11 protein-coding genes are annotated in these 14740 nt (G+C 67.4%); 9 read left to right on the top strand and 2 right to left on the bottom strand.

Annotated features, from left to right (window positions below; translation table 11 throughout):
* Window positions 1–47: 47 nt before the first annotated feature.
* The gene (gene aspS / locus ACULPM_RS03710) at window positions 48–1817 is read left to right on the top strand and encodes an aspartate--tRNA ligase (protein WP_445331655.1); all 1770 of its coding nucleotides are present in this window, start codon (window positions 48–50) and stop codon (window positions 1815–1817) included.
* Window positions 1818–1895: 78 nt separating this feature from the next.
* On the top strand, window positions 1896–2018 hold the full coding sequence (locus ACULPM_RS03705) for a hypothetical protein (protein WP_445331656.1): 123 nt from the start codon (window positions 1896–1898) through the stop codon (window positions 2016–2018).
* Window positions 2019–2360: 342 nt separating this feature from the next.
* Here ACULPM_RS03705 and ACULPM_RS03700 read toward each other — a convergent pair whose 3' ends face one another.
* Window positions 2361–3074 carry an aquaporin gene (locus ACULPM_RS03700; protein ID WP_286163416.1) on the bottom strand — a complete coding sequence of 238 codons (714 nt, stop codon included), beginning with the start codon at window positions 3072–3074 and terminating at the stop codon, window positions 2361–2363.
* Window positions 3075–3334: 260 nt separating this feature from the next.
* Between ACULPM_RS03700 and ACULPM_RS03695 the strand changes: the two genes are divergently transcribed.
* The 7 genes from ACULPM_RS03695 to ACULPM_RS03665 all read left to right on the top strand — a co-directional run bounded on the left by ACULPM_RS03695 (window position 3335) and on the right by ACULPM_RS03665 (window position 12753).
* Window positions 3335–4162 carry a transporter substrate-binding domain-containing protein gene (locus ACULPM_RS03695; protein ID WP_167930996.1) on the top strand — a complete coding sequence of 276 codons (828 nt, stop codon included), beginning with the start codon at window positions 3335–3337 and terminating at the stop codon, window positions 4160–4162.
* 16 nt (window positions 4163–4178) lie between these two features.
* Window positions 4179–7289, top strand: coding sequence for a mechanosensitive ion channel domain-containing protein (locus tag ACULPM_RS03690; protein ID WP_445331657.1), 3111 nt, complete (start codon window positions 4179–4181; stop codon window positions 7287–7289).
* A 153-nt stretch (window positions 7290–7442) separates the two neighbouring features.
* Window positions 7443–7940: a MarR family winged helix-turn-helix transcriptional regulator gene (locus tag ACULPM_RS03685; RefSeq protein WP_206109103.1), complete on the top strand. Its 498-nt coding sequence runs from the start codon at window positions 7443–7445 to the stop codon at window positions 7938–7940.
* Window positions 7940–9679: an ABC transporter ATP-binding protein gene (locus tag ACULPM_RS03680; RefSeq protein WP_445331658.1), complete on the top strand. Its 1740-nt coding sequence runs from the start codon at window positions 7940–7942 to the stop codon at window positions 9677–9679. Before ACULPM_RS03685 ends, ACULPM_RS03680 begins: the two co-directional genes overlap by 1 nt.
* Window positions 9680–11518 carry an ABC transporter ATP-binding protein gene (locus tag ACULPM_RS03675; protein ID WP_445331659.1) on the top strand — a complete coding sequence of 613 codons (1839 nt, stop codon included), beginning with the start codon at window positions 9680–9682 and terminating at the stop codon, window positions 11516–11518.
* A gap of 40 nt (window positions 11519–11558) precedes the next feature.
* Window positions 11559–11933 (top strand): fluoride efflux transporter CrcB, encoded by a 375-nt coding sequence (gene crcB, locus ACULPM_RS03670; RefSeq protein WP_445331660.1) that lies wholly within the window; start codon window positions 11559–11561, stop codon window positions 11931–11933.
* A gap of 214 nt (window positions 11934–12147) precedes the next feature.
* Window positions 12148–12753, top strand: a complete 606-nt coding sequence (locus tag ACULPM_RS03665) for a flavin reductase family protein (RefSeq protein WP_445331661.1) — start codon at window positions 12148–12150, stop codon at window positions 12751–12753.
* Between the two features lie 5 nt (window positions 12754–12758).
* Here ACULPM_RS03665 and ACULPM_RS03660 read toward each other — a convergent pair whose 3' ends face one another.
* Window positions 12759–14222, bottom strand: coding sequence for a lipopolysaccharide biosynthesis protein (locus tag ACULPM_RS03660; RefSeq protein ID WP_206109104.1), 1464 nt, complete (start codon window positions 14220–14222; stop codon window positions 12759–12761).
* Window positions 14223–14740 lie beyond the last annotated feature (518 nt).

Here is a 14740-nt window from a genome sequence, read left to right as displayed (position 1 = left end):
CAGGCGCCGCCCGTACGGCACGGGGCGGCAGGACGAGAAAGGCAATCATGGACTCCCACACCATGCATACCCACACCTGCGGCGAGCTGCGCCGCGAGCATATCGGCCAGCAGGTGACCCTCACCGGCTGGGTCTGGCACCGCCGCGACCACGGCGGCCTCATCTTTGTTGACCTGCGCGACCGCGACGGCGTGACGCAGGTCTCCTTTGACCCGGAGCACTCCGGCGGCGAGGCCTTCCACGCGGCCGAGACCATCCGCTCCGAGTGGCCCATCAAGGTCACCGGCGTCGTCCGCGAGCGCCCCGAGGGCATGGAGAACCCCAAGCTCGCCACCGGCGAAATCGAGGTCCTTATCGACGCCATCGAGGTCCTCAACTCCTCCAAGACGCCGCCCTTCCAGATCGAGGACCACGTGGACACCTCCGAGGACGTCCGCCTGCGCTACCGCTACCTCGACCTGCGCCGCCCGCGCATGACGGCCAACCTCAAGATGCGCTCCGACTTCACCTTCGCGCTGCGCCAGGCGCTGCACGACCGCGAGTTCCTCGAGGTGGAGACCCCGGCGCTCTTCAAGTCCACGCCCGAGGGCGCGCGCGACTTCCTCGTGCCGTCCCGCACCCAGCCCGGTCACTTCTACGCGCTGCCGCAGTCCCCGCAGCTCCTGAAGCAGCTCCTCATGGTCGGCGGCGTCGAGCGCTACTACCAGGTTGCCAAGTGCTTCCGCGACGAGGACCTGCGCGCCGACCGCCAGCCCGAGTTCACGCAGGTGGACATCGAAATGAGCTTCGTCGAGCAGGACGACGTCATGGGCGCGCTCGAGGACGTGCTGGCGGACGCCTTTGCCAAGATGGGCGTCGAGATGCCCACGCCGCTTCGCCGCCTGGACTACTGGGACGCGATGGACACCTACGGCTCCGACAAGCCGGACACCCGCTTTGGCATGGAGCTCCACGACGTGACGGGGATCTTCCAGGCCTCCAAGTTCAAGCTCTTCGCGAGCGCCGCCGCGACCGACGGCCAGTACGTCAAGGCCATCAACGCCAAGGGGGCCGGCGCCTGGCCGCGCGCGCAGATTGACAAGCTGGCCAACGTCGCCGCCGAGTTTGGCGCCAAGGGCCTCGCGTGGATCGCGTTCCGCGAGGACGGCTCCGTGAACAGCCCGATCGTCAAGTTCTTCTCCGACGAGGAAATGGAGGCCCTCAAGGCCGAGATGGACGTCGAGCTGGGCGACCTCGTGATGTTCGCCGTGGCCGACCGCAAGACGGCCGACGAGATCCTCGGCGGCATGCGCCTGCACATGGCAAACGCGCTCGACGTCCCGCGCGAGGGCCACGACTTCCTCTGGGTGGTCAACTTCCCGCTCTTCCACTGGGACGACGAGACCAAGCGCTACGAGGCCGAGCACCAGCCCTTCACCCTGCCCACCGAGCTCGACGTCGAGAAGATCAAGGCGGACCCGCTGGCCATTGGCTCGGCGACGTACGACTTCGTCATGGACGGCTGCGAGGCGGGCGGCGGCGGCATGCGTATCCACAACTCCCAGATGCAGCTCGACATGCTCGAGCTCATGGGCTTCACGGTGGAGCGCGCCCGCGAGCAGTTCGGCTTCCTGATGGACGCCCTCGAGTACGGCGCGCCCCCGATGGGCGGCTTCGCCCTCGGCCTCGACCGCGTGTGCATGTTGCTGGCCGGTGAGGACTCCATCCGTGACGTCATGGCGTTCCCCAAGACGTCCTCCGGCAGCGACCTCATGTCCGAGGCCCCCAGCGAGGTCTCCGGCAAGCAGCTCAAGGAGGTCGGCCTCCGCCTCCTGTAAAAGGGGACGGGTTTTTCTCTCAGAGAAAACGGGACAGGTCTCAGGGACCGTCCGGCGCCAGCTGGCGAAGGGAACGGCATGAGCGACAAGCGCGAGCAGGTCGAGAAGCTCCAGAAGGGCACCGCCAAGCTCTACGCTGGCATCCTCATCGCGGTGCTGCTGGTCGCGATGGTATGGGCCGTGGTCTCTAACCTCGGGTAGACCGTCCTTCTCGCCAGCATCTTTTAGTCTGCGTTCTCACCGAGACAGAGGAACGGGACAAAACGTGCTTTCAAACGACCCCGTTTTGTCCCGTTCCTCTGTCTCGGCGCAAGCGCAATGGGCGAGAAGGGCGTCGGCCGGAGGGCCCGCGCGCGAGCAATGGGCGAGAAGGGCGTCGGCCGGAGGGCCCGCGCGCGAGCAATGGGCGAGAAGGGCGTCGGCCGGAGGGCCCGCGCGCGAGCAATGGGCGAGAAGGGCGTCGGCCGGAGGGCCCGCGCGCGAAAAAACGGCGCCCGCCGGGAGTGGCGGGCGCCGCAAGGTGGGGGCATGTGCCGAGAAGGACTACTTCTCGGAGCCGTAGAAGCTCTTGAAGCCCTTGAAGATGACCGCGGCGAGGGCGGCGCCGGCGAGCGGCGCGAAGATGAAGACCCAGACCTGCTCGATGGCGACGGTGTTGCCGGTCACGGCCATGGCGAGCGCGGGGCCGAAGCTGCGGGCGGGGTTCACGGAGGTGCCCGTCAGGGGGATGCCCATGATGTGCACGAAGGTGAGGCAGAGGCCGATCACGAGGCCGCCGAAGTGGCTGGTCTTGACGTCGGCGGTCACGCCGAGGATGGTGAGCACGAAGACGCAGGTGAGGATGACCTCGACGACGAAGGCGCCGATCATGGAGAGGCCGGTCGTGGAGGCGTCGCCGAAGCCGTTGCAGCCGAGGCCGGTCTCGGCCACGCCGCCGAGGGAGCCGCACTGGGTCACGATGAACAGCAGCACGAAGGCGGCCGCGATGGCGCCGACGAACTGGGCGATCCAGTAGCAGTAGAGGTCCTTGAGGGAGATGCGGCCGTCGACGTAGCAGCCGAAGGTCACGGCCGGGTTGATGTGGCAGCCCGAGACGTTGCCGATGACGAAGGCCATGGCGACGATGGACAGGCCAAAGGCCAGGGCGATGCCCACGGTGCCGAGCGTGGTGCCGGCTATGCAGGCGCTGCCGCAGCCGAAGAGCGTGAGCACGAACGTGCCGAGGGCCTCGGCGAGGTACTTCTTGGTGGAATCCAAAACATCCTCCTTCATGAAACGTGCCCGACGGCTGAGGTCCGCCGGGCGACAAAACGCTCGCCATTGTGCCGAAGCGGATGGGCTCCCACAACAGGGCGCGCTCAATTTCAATGGGAAGTTGAACAAATGAACTGCAGGTCAAGAGTTAGCTCAAAGCTAGGTTGAAACTGAAAAAGAATACGATTACCTGCAATTTTGTACGAGATAATGACAAATCGTGTGAATCAGCTGGTTAACGAGAAGTTCAAGGGGGAAGGACGTTGAATTTGACGAGACGGTCCTTCGGCGCGCTGATGCTTGCGGCGCTGCCGGTGGGAATGCTTGCGAGCGGGTGTGACGGCGCGCCCGTCGCGATCGGCGGGTTGAAGGGGACCCTGCGCGCCGGCGTGCGCGCGGACGTGGTGGGGTTCGGCTACCTCAACGAGGGCACCGGCAACTACTACGGCATGGAGATCGACCTCGTCAACCAGCTCGCCGACCGCCTCGGCTACGGCGAGGTCGAGTTCGTCACCGTGCTCCCGGAGAACCGCAAGGAGATGCTCCTCAACGGAGAGATCGACCTCATCGCGGGCTGCTACTCCATCGCCGACTCCCGCCTGGAGAACTTCGACTTCTCTCCCGCGTACTATGACGACCGGGTCATCGCGGTGGTCCAGAACTCCTCCCTCTTCGAGGGCATCGACGACCTGCGCGGATGCACGTTCGGCACCATGTCCGGCGCCAACGCCGCGCCTTTGCTCTCCATCAAGCTCTATGAGATAGGCTTCACGAACGGCGAGGTCGTGACCGCCAACGAGGACAACTCCGACGTCACCTTCGACACCTGGAACCTCGTGCAGTACCCCAGCTACCAGGAGCTCTCCGACGCGCTCGAGTCCGGCGAGGTCGACGCCATGGTGCTCGACGGCGCCATCGCGCATACCTACATGGACGACAAGCGCACCGTGCTCCCCGACTTCGTGGTGGCCGAGCAGTCGTTCGGCGTGGCCACGCAGAAGGGCTCCGAGCTCTCCCAGCCCGTGTCCGAGGCGGTGCAGGAGATGCTCGACGACGGCACCATCGCCGCGCTCGTGGACAAGTGGGACTAGGGGGATAGCGATGCGGATGTCACGTAACCTCAAGATCAAGATCGCGGCCATCGTCATCGCCGCGCTCGCGAGCATCGCCGTCATGGGGGTGCTCCTCTCCAACATGCAGAGCGAGCTCACGCGCGCCAACTATGACGTCGAGATGGAGGAGGAGGCCAGGCAGCTCACCTCCCTGCTCGCCGAGGCGGACGAGGAGAACGCTCAGAACAAGGAGACCTTCGACGCCATCTACCAGTCCAAGGCCCAGAGCGTCTCGTTCCTCGTCGCCAACGACACGGGCTTCGAGGCCACGGACGCCAAGATGCGCGAGTACCAGGAGCTCCTCGGGGTCGACAACGTGCTGCTGGTGAGCGCCGACGGAACCGTGGTCGCCAAGGCGGCCGACACCCGCGCGGACTTTGCCGCCGCGCGCTTCAACTACCTGCGCGAGTCGCTCGCCACGGGCGAGCCGTCGCGCGCCGTGGAGATCGACCTGCCCGAGCAGGACTGGAACGTGCGCTACTACGCCGCGCGGATCGACGAGGGCACCATGGTGGTCATCGAGCAGAGCCCCGCGGAGCTGCACGAGCTCGTCGACTCCACCGGCTCGACCGCGAGCGTGCTCAAGGGCATCCAGATCGGGCAGGACGGCTACGTCTTCGCCCTCTCCGCGCAGACCTACGTGATCGAGTACCACCCCGACGAGCGCCTCATCGGCGCGGACGCCATCGACGAGGGCATCGACGTCGAGGACCTCGAGGACGGCTTCACCGGCTGGATGAGGCTCGACGGCAAGAGCATCTACGGGCGCGTGTGCCTCGTCGACGACACGTATTACATCGAGGCCGTCCCCGCGGCCGACATGAACGCCTCGGGTGACGTCACCGTGGGCGTCATCCTCTTCGCGTTCGCCGTCGTGGCCGCGTCGGTGGCCCTCTACGGCATCTTCGTGCTGCGCGAGGACGAGCGCAACGGCCACGAGGGCGTGGAGGAGATCCGCGCGCTCGGCGGCGTCCGCGTCAACCGCCGCATCGCGAGCCGCGCGGCGGTGCTGTCCGTCGTGGGCTTCATCTGCATCGTGGTCATCTCCTTCTACATGCAGACGCTCTTCGCGCTCTCCTCGCAGTCGCTCACGCTCTCCGAGCGCGTGGACCAGGTTGCCTCCACCATCGACCGCAGCCAGGACCGCGCGGCCGAGCTCGAGTCCCAGTACAACGAGCGCTACCTCTCCAAGGCCAACGTCGCGGCCTACGCGCTCGACCACAACCCCGCCCTCGCCACGCGCGAGAAGCTCCAGGAGCTCGCCGACGTCCTGCAGATCCAGTACCTCTTCACCTTTGACATCAACGGCACGATGACGGCCACCAACTCCAACTTCACCAACTTCGTGCTCTCCGAGGACCCCGAGGACCAGTCATACGACTTCCGCAAGCTCCTCCAGGGCGTTGACTCCGTCGTGCAGGAGGCCGGCCCCGACGAGGTCTCCGGCGAGCTCAGGCAGTACATCGGCGTGACCACGCACGACGAGTCGGGCACCGTGAACGGCTTCGTCCAGCTCGGCATCCGCCCGACGCGCCTCGAGACCCTCCTCGAGAGCGTCCAGATTGAGAACGTGCTCGACGGCGTCCACGTGGGCGCGGACGGCTTCGCCTTCGCCGTCAACAAGTCCGACGGCACCTTCGCCTACTATCCCGCCGACAACATGGTCGGCAAGCTTGCCACCGACTGCGGCATGACCGACGACCAGCTCAAGGACGGCTACAGCGACTACATCTCCATCAACGGCGAGCAGCTCTACGCCGCGTCCGCCGAGACGAGCGACTACTACGTCTTCGCCGTCGGGCCCGACGGCGCGCTCATGGAGGAGCGCGGCCCGCTGACCATCGCCACCGGCGGCGTGGCCATCGCCTGCCTCGTGGTCGTCTTCTGCATCATGGTCCTCGAGCCCCGGCCCAAGCCGGGCTCCCAGGCCGAGGCTGCCGAGAAGGACGAGGGCGACGACTCGCGCCCCAAGATGGTGAACGTCACCGTGGGCGGCCGCACCATGCGCACCGTGAGCGCCGCGAGCCGCTGGTTCCACCGCTCCTTCAACTGGTACGAGATGTCGCCCGAGCAGAAGCTCGGCACCGTCCTGCGCTGGTTCATGGGCGTGGCCGTCATCATCGTGTGCGTCGCGGTCATCTTCAAGGACGCGATCTTCGAGAAGAGCTCGATCTTCTCGTACATCCTCGGCGGGAGCTGGCAGCACGGCCTCAACATCTTCGCCATCACCGCGTCGATCATGTTCGCCTGCGTGATCGCGACCATCGCCGAGGTCCTGCAGCAGATCCTCATGCTCATCGCCCGCGTCGTCGAGGCGCGCGGCGTGACCATGTGCCGCCTCATCGCGAGCGTGGTGAAGTACGCCTCCGTGATCATCGCGCTGTACTGGTGCCTCGCGCTTCTCGGTGTGGACACGGCGACGCTGCTCGCCTCGGCCGGCCTGCTCACCTTCGCGGTCTCCCTCGGCGCCAAGGACATCGTGACCGACATCATATCGGGCCTCTTCATCATCTTCGAGGGCGAGTTCCGCGTCGGCGACATCATCCAGGTGAGCGGCCAGCGCGGCACCGTCATGGAGATCGGCGTGCGCACGACCAAGATCAACGACGGCTCCGGCAACATCCTCGTGCTGCGCAACTCCAACATCTCCAACGTGGTCAACATGACCAAGGAGCACTCCTACGCCGCCGTCGAGGTGGGCATCGAGTACGGCGAGAGCCTCGAGCGCGTTGAGAGCATCCTCGCCAAGGAGCTGCCCAACATCAAGAAGCGCCTGCCGGCCATCATCGACGGCCCGTTCTACAAGGGCGTCACGATGCTCGCGGACAACTCGGTCAACATCAAGATCGTGGCGGAGTGCGCCGAGAAGGACCGCGCGCCCCTCACCAACGACCTGAACCGCGAGATGAAGCTCCTCTTCGACCGCTACGACATCTCGATCCCGTTCCCGCAGGTCGTGGTCAACCAGCCGACGGTCTTCAAGAAGGCGACCTTCGCCGAGAAGATGGCCGCCGACAAGTTCAACGCGGAGCAGAAGGAGGCCATCAGGAACATGGTGGACGAGGACGAGGACTTCGACGAGTCCAACGACTCCGAGCGCCGCTAGCCGTGAGCTGGGGGCAGTCCCCAACCCACCCACATAGGTGACACGAGCGCCCGTCTCCGCGTCGCGGGGCGGGCGCTCTGCCGTCGGCCCTTGACACGGCGGCGCCCTGTCGTATTCTTGCATGGTCAACCATTGACGTGTCAAGGAGTCACCATGCCCATTCCGGAGCGGGGGTCCTCGCTCGAGGACTTCCACATGCGCCTCATGCGCGCCTTCCACGCGCAGCGCACCTACCTGAGGCCGCGCGTCGACGAGCTCGGGCTCGGCCCCGGCCAGCCGAAGATGCTCGTCTACCTGGCCGTTCACGGCCCGTCAAGCCAGCGCGAGGTCGCGGACTTCTTCGAGTGCGACCCCGGCGCCGTCTCGCGCATGTTCGACTCCCTCGAGCGCGCGGGCTTCGTGACCTCTGCCCCTGGACGGGACCGCCGCACGAAGGCCCTCGAGCTCACGGAGCGGGGCCGTGCCGCCGCGGACTCCTGGGACGCCATCTGCGCCGATGAGCAGGAGGTCATGCTCGCGGGCTTCTCACCCGAGGAGCGTGCCGCCTTCGCCGACCTTCTCGCCCGCGCCCGCGCCAACCTCTGGCGCGCCATCGACGACGCCGACCCCGCGCGCGACCCCGCCGGCGGCGCGAAGGGGGGCGAGGCCTGATGGACGGCGTCCGCCTCATCGCCCGCTACCTGGGGCCGTATCGTCGCGACTTCCTCATGGCCGTGCTCTGCGTGGCCGTGGAGACCTCGCTCGAGATCTTCATCCCCGTGCTCATGGCCTACGTCCTGGACGAGGGCATCATGGCCGGCAGCCTGCCCACCGTCCTCAGGGGCGGCGCCGGCATGCTCGTCTGCGCGCTCCTCTCGCTCGGGCTGGGCTTTCTCTACGCGCGCTTCTCGGCCCGCGCCGCCATGGGGCTCGGCGCGCGCCTGCGCGAGGCCGAGTACGCGCACCTGCAGGAGTTCTCCTTCGCCAACCTCGACGACTTCGAGAGCTCGTCTCTCGTGACGCGCCTCACCACCGACGTCACGGTGGTCCAGAACGCCCTGGTCTCCGGCACGCGCCCGCTCGTGCGCGGCCCCGTGATCATGGTGATGGGCCTGCTGTGCGCCTGGCTCATGTCGGCGGAGCTCGCGGTGGTGTTCTTCGTGGTGATGCCGGTGCTCGCGGTGGCGGTCTTTCTCGTGGTGCGTCGCGTGGGACCGCTCTACCGCGTGCTCCAGGGCGTGATGGACAGGCTCAACGACGCCCTGCAGGAGGACCTCGCGGCCATCCGCGTGATCAAGGCCTACGTGCGAGAGGGGCATGTCGCCGAGCGCTTCTCGGACGTGAACGGGGAGCTCGCCTCCACCGCCACGCGCACCTTCCGCACGGCCGTGCTCAACCTCCCGATCTTCCAGGCGACCATGTACACGACCTGCGTGGGCATCATGTGGCTCGGCGGCCAGATGATCCTCGCGGGCACGCTCACGGTGGGCACCTTCACGGGCTTCATGAGCTACGTGCTGCAGATCGTGAACTCGCTCATGATGATCTCAAACGTCTTCCTGCTGCTCGCGCGCGCCGTCACCAGCGTGGAGCGCGTGGGGGAGGTGCTGGACGAGAAGCCCACCATCGCCTCCCCGCACCACGCGGTGCGCGACGTGCGCGACGGATCGGTCTGCTTTGACCACGTGAGCTTCAAGTACGCGAGCACAGCCGAGAAGAACGTCCTCGAGGACGTCTGCCTGGACTTCCCGGCGGGCTCCACCATAGGCATCCTGGGCGGCACGGGCTCGGGCAAGACCACGCTCGTGCAGCTCATCGCCCGTCTCTACGACGTGACCTCGGGCTCCGTGCGCGTGGGCGGGCGCGACGTGCGCGACTACGACCTCGCGCGCCTGCGCGACGCGGTGGGCGTGGTGCTGCAGAAGAACGTGCTCTTCTCGGGCACCGTTCGCGAGAACCTGGCCTGGGGAGACGCGGGCGCCTCGGACGAGGACATGCTCGAGGCGTGCCGCCTCGCCTGCGCGGACGAGTTCCTGGACCGCATCGGCGGGCTCGACGGCGACCTCGGCCAGGGCGGCGCGGGCGTCTCGGGCGGGCAGCGCCAGCGCCTCTGCATCGCCCGAGCCCTGCTCAAGCGTCCGCGCGTCCTCATCTTTGACGATTCCACGAGCGCCGTGGACATGGCGACCGACGCCACGATCCGCGAGAACCTGGCGTCGCTCGCCGACGTCACCAAGATCGTGATCGCCCAGCGCGTGGCCTCCGTGATGGACGCCGACAAGATCGTGGTGCTCGACGACGGGCGCGTCCACGCCTGCGGGACGCACGAGGAGCTTCTCGCCAGCGACCCAATCTACCAGGAGATCTACGAGTCCCAGATAGGCTCTGGAATCAGCGGGGAGGTGGCGTAGATGCCGTCCCGTCAGACCGCGGCGCCCGCGCGCCCCGCAAACCCGCTCGCCACGCTGCGGACGCTCCTCTCCTACATGAGCCACGCGCGCTGGATGCTCCTGCTCGTGGCGGTGCTCGTCACCGTGAGCGCGCTCGCCAACCTCTTCGGAACGTACATGATCAAGCCCGTGGTCAACGCGGTGGGGGAGGGCGACTTCGCGTCCTTCGCGTCCGGCGTCGCGCTGACCGCGGTGATCTACCTCCTGGGCGTGGCGTCTGCTGCCGGCTACACGCAGACGATGGTTCGCGCGGCGCAGCGCGTGGTCTTTGACATCCGGCGCGACCTCTTCGACCACATCGAGCGCCTCCCGCTCTCCTTCTTTGACCGCAGCCGGCACGGCGACGTGATGAGCTACTTCACCAACGACGTCGACACGGTCTCCGAGGCGCTCAACAACAGCTTCGCGAGCCTCGTCCAGGCGGGCGTGCAGATCGTGGGCACGCTCACGCTGCTTCTGGTGCTCGACTGGCGCCTCACGCTCGTCACCCTGGCGTGTGACGCGGGCATCGCGCTCTACGTGCGCTTCTCGGGCGGACGGAGCCGGCGGTTCTTCTCGCGCCAGCAGCACGAGCTGGGCGCGCTCGACGGCTACGTGGAGGAGATGATCTCCGGCCAGAAGGTCGTGAAGGTCTTCAACCACGAGGCCGCAAACCTCGCCGGCTTCCGCGAGCTCAACGAGCGCCTGCGCGAGGCGGGCACGTCGGCGCAGGCGTACGCCTCCACGATGGTGCCCGTGACCGTGTGCGTGGGCTACATCAACTATGCCATCGTCACCATCCTGGGCGCGGTCCTGGCGCTGGGTGGGCAGATGGACGTGGGGTCGCTCGCGAGCTACCTCGTGTTTGTCCGTCAGGCCACGGCGCCGCTCAACCAGTTCACGCAGCAGGGCAACTTCCTGCTCACGGCGCTGGCGGGCGCCGAGCGCATCTTCTCCGTGATGCGCCTTGAGCCCGAGGTGGACGAGGGCGTGGTGCGCCTCGAGCACGCCGACGACGTGGAGGCCGCGCGCGTGGCGGCGGGCGCCGCGGGCTGGGCGTGGCTCATCGACGGCGAGCACGTGCCGCTGCAGGGAGACGTCCGCTTCTACAACGTGGACTTTGGCTACGAGGAGGGGCAGACGGTCCTCAAGGACCTCACCCTCTACGCCAAGCCGGGCCAGAAGATCGCCTTCGTGGGCTCCACGGGCGCGGGCAAGACCACCATCACCAACCTCATCAACCGCTTCTACGAGACGCGCTCCGGCGTGATCACCTACGATGGCATCGACGTGCGCGACATCGAGAAGGCGAGCCTGCGCCGCTCGCTCGGCATCGTGCTGCAGGACACGCACCTCTTCTCGGGGACCATCGCCGAGAACATCCGCTTCGGCAAGCTCGACGCCACGGACGAGGAGGTCCGCGCCGCCGCGCGCGTGGCAAACGCCGACGGCTTCATCTCGCGCCTGCCGCGCGGCTACGACACGCCCGTGGTGGCCGACGGCGCCAACCTCTCGCAGGGGCAGCGGCAGCTCCTGGCCATCGCCCGAGCGGCCGTGGCCAACCCGCCGGTGCTCATCCTCGACGAGGCCACCTCGAGCATCGACACGCGCACCGAGGCGCTCATCCAGCGTGGGATGGACGCGCTCATGGCGGGGCGCACGGTCTTCGTGATCGCGCACCGGCTCTCCACGGTCCGCAACGCGGACGCGATCATGGTGCTCGAGCACGGGCGCATCGTGGAGCGCGGCACACACGAGGAGCTCCTCGCGCTTCGCGGGGAGTACTGGCAGCTCTGGACCGGCGCCAAGGAGCTCGACTAGACGCTTCGAGGGCCCGCGGGCGGCGGGAGAGGGGATTCGCATGATCGAGCTTGTGGCCGTAGCGCTGGGCGGCGCCGTGGGAAGTGTGGGACGCTGGGGCCTGGGGCTGGCGCTCTCGTCACTCCTGCCGGGCCTGCCGGCGGGGACCTTCGTCGCCAACGTCCTCGCCGGGCTCATCATCGGCGTTGTGAGCGGCGCGAACGCGGCCTCTCCGCTGCCCGAGCCCGCGCGCCTGCTTCTCACCGTGGGGCTCTGCGGCGGGCTCTCCACGTTCTCGACGTTCTCCAACGAGACGTTTCAGCTGCTCGAGGCGGGCAACGGTCTGGCTGCGGCGGTGAACGTCGCGGCGAACGTGGCCACGTGCCTCGTTGCGGTCTGGGCGGGCACGCGCCTCGGCGGCGCGCTCTGCTCCTGAGGCCCCGGGGTCGCGTCGCACAACCCGACAAATCTGAGGAAAAATCGCCCGTTTTGTCGGGTTGTGCGACGCGGACGCTCTACCCCGCGCCCCCGATGGGGCGAGGCTGCTCGTTCCGACTGTACACATGCCGCGTTTTGATGCCAGAATTGGGTTGAAAACGCGGCATGTGCACAGTCGGGGACTCTATGGCCCGGCCAACGAAAGGGGAGTCATGGCGAAGCAGGCCTGGAAGGGCGGCAACATGCTCTACCCGCTTCCGGCAGTGATGGTGAGCTGCGCAAACGAGGCGGGCGAGAGGGACATCGTGACCGTCGCCTGGGCGGGGACCGTCTGCACCAACCCGCCCATGCTCTCCATCTCCCTCAGGCCCGAGCGCCACAGCTACCACATCGTGCGCGAGTCCGGCGAGTTCGTCGTCAACCTCGTGACCACGCGGCTCCAGCGTGCGTGCGACTGGTGCGGCGTCCGCTCCGGCCTCGACTTCGACAAGTGGGCGGAGTGCGGCCTCACCCCCGCCCCGGCAGCGACGCTCGAGCTTGCGCCCGCAATCGAGGAGTCGCCGGTGAGCATCGAGTGCCGCGTCCGTGACGTGCTCGAGCTGGGAAGCCACCACCTCTTCCTCGCGGACGTGACCGCCGTCCAGGTGGAGGAGGGCCTCCTCGACGCGCGCGGCAGGCTCGACCTGGGCCGTGCAGGCCTCACCGCGTACAGCCACGGCGAGTACTTCGAGCTGGGAAGGCGCATCGGGTCCTTCGGGTACTCCGTCCGCAAAGACCGGCCTCGCCAGGGGCCGCGGCGCGGCGGCCGCCCGAGATAGGGCGCCTAGCGCCCTCCCGCCATGCGCTTGCGGATGGTGAAGTACTCCGTCACGAGCAGCACCAGCAGGATGGCCATGGAGACGAGGCTCGAGACCACGGCGCCCGCGAGCCCGGCGAAGTTGACCAGCAGCATCGAGACCGGCACGGCAAAGGCGATGGCGATGAGGTAGAGCCTCGAGACCTGCTCCTGCGCCCGGAGCACCGTGATGATCTGATAGAGGAAGTCGATGCACGCGCAGACGCCGCCCGTCGCCACCATCACGAGGCAGAGGCTGCGGAACTGCTCGAAGTCGATCCCGTACATGAAGCTCATCACCGGGATGCCCACCGTGCCCATCACGAGCGCCATGCCGCCGGAGATGAGCGCGATCACGCCCATCATGGCCAGGACCAGCAGGTCGAAGCGCCGGTGCTTCTCGGGGTCGTCCCAGATGCGGGCCAGGCGGACGAGCTGCGGCTTGTAGATGAAGCCCGCCGCCATGAGGATGGAGTGGGCGGGGAAGTACATGGCGTTGTAGTAGAGCTGGTTGTCGTAGCTGAGCGCGCCCTCCATCGTGAACTTGGGCACGGAGTCGATGAGGTTGTAGAGGAAGAGCGCGAGGAACAGCGGGAAGCACTGGACGAAGAGCTCCCTCACGCCGCGAAAGCTCGCCGGGAGCGACCGCTCCGTCTCGAAGAAGGCAAGCGGCAGGGAGAGCAGCAGCAGCGACGCCACGCCGCCCACGGCGAGCCCCCAGCTCGCCCACGCAAGGTTGCGCGTCACGAGCAGGACCACGAAGAAGACCACGATCCCCAGCACGCAGCGCGCCGCCTGGGAGAGCCCCGCCAGGTAGAGCTTGTCCGCCTGCTGCAGGCGCCCCTCGTAGACGTCGGCCAGGCCGTCGACCGCGCGGAAGACGAGCACGCCCATGCAGATGGAGAACATGTAGCCGTCATATCCGCGGAACTGGCACCACAGCCATCCCACAAGCAGCATGAGCGCGCACGTGATGATGCGGTTGACCTGGTAGTCCAGAAACGTCTGCATCTCGTCGAGGTCGGAGACCTGATAGGTGCGCACCCCGTAGTTGGCGAGGAACAGCAGCAGCGTTCCCACGGTGAAGGCCATCGAGAAGAGGCCTGCCTGCTCGGCGCCCACGAACCACGTGGCGATCATTGTGAGCAGCGGGAACAGCATGCCCCAGGCGGCCTGCCCCAGGGTGTTGCACACGTAGTCGCGCTTGGTCTGGTGGGCGAGGTACTGCTCGGTCTCGCTCGAGAAGGTGCCGCCGAAGACGGCTCCGATGAGGCGGTTCCACCAGTCGTTGGCCACGCGGGCGAGAAACCCGGGCTGCCTGTCGGCCGCCGCCTTGGGCGGGCGCTTCCGCTTGCGGCCCTTCACCACCACGCCATAGCGCGGCGTCTTGGGCGTCTGGTTTGCGGGTCGCACGGGCGTGACCTCGTGGCGCTTGAACGGGTTGCGTGGCATGGACGACTTGTTTCCTTTCAGGGCTCTTCTCGCCCTACGATTGTAGCGTCCTGCCGTGACGGGAATGTAAAGCGCGCCGCGCCGCCGTCTGGCTGACCCCTGCGCTGGCGGGCGGCCCCGATGCCCCCGCGCTCAAATCCGGAACTGCGTACAGCGCGGCGCTCAAATCCGGAACTGCGTGCCAGCCGGGCGCCTGGAGTCGCGGCCGAGCATGGATGTCTGGTCGCAAGCCCAGATTACGCATGCCGAACGGCACTCAAATCCGGAACTGAGCACGGGGCTGTACTCAAATCCGGAACTGAGCACGGGGCTGTACTCAGTTCCGGAACTGCGCACAACCCGAGCAGGCAAGGCCGCGGTCAGGCGAGAGGGGCTAGGCCTCAGCCCGAGCCTCAGGCCCCGATTGTCGCTCAGTTCCGGAACTGAGCGCCAGCCGCCAGCCGCCGACCGCCAGCCGCCACCCACCCGCGCCCCCGCCCGCCCCGCGTGAACAACGCGTTTCCCCCATGGGTCTTTCT

It is taken from the genome of Thermophilibacter sp. ZX-H3 (assembly GCF_052599055.1).
The sequence above is the reverse complement of the archived record's forward strand: the minus strand, read 5'-3'. Positions and strand labels throughout refer to the sequence as shown.

Bases quoted from the DNA above. Each gene is read 5' to 3' on its own strand.
- crcB (WP_445331660.1), top strand. From the start codon at position 11,559: ATGATCGAGCTTGTGGCCGTAGCGCTGGGCGGCGCCGTGGGAAGTGTG.
- ACULPM_RS03685 (WP_206109103.1), top strand. From the start codon at position 7,443: ATGCCCATTCCGGAGCGGGGGTCCTCGCTCGAGGACTTCCACATGCGC.
- ACULPM_RS03675 (WP_445331659.1), top strand. From the start codon at position 9,680: ATGCCGTCCCGTCAGACCGCGGCGCCCGCGCGCCCCGCAAACCCGCTC.
- ACULPM_RS03680 (WP_445331658.1), top strand. From the start codon at position 7,940: ATGGACGGCGTCCGCCTCATCGCCCGCTACCTGGGGCCGTATCGTCGC.
- aspS (WP_445331655.1), top strand. From the start codon at position 48: ATGGACTCCCACACCATGCATACCCACACCTGCGGCGAGCTGCGCCGC.
- ACULPM_RS03690 (WP_445331657.1), top strand. From the start codon at position 4,179: ATGTCACGTAACCTCAAGATCAAGATCGCGGCCATCGTCATCGCCGCG.
- ACULPM_RS03660 (WP_206109104.1), bottom strand. From the start codon at position 14,222: ATGCCACGCAACCCGTTCAAGCGCCACGAGGTCACGCCCGTGCGACCC.
- ACULPM_RS03705 (WP_445331656.1), top strand. From the start codon at position 1,896: ATGAGCGACAAGCGCGAGCAGGTCGAGAAGCTCCAGAAGGGCACCGCC.
- ACULPM_RS03665 (WP_445331661.1), top strand. From the start codon at position 12,148: ATGGCGAAGCAGGCCTGGAAGGGCGGCAACATGCTCTACCCGCTTCCG.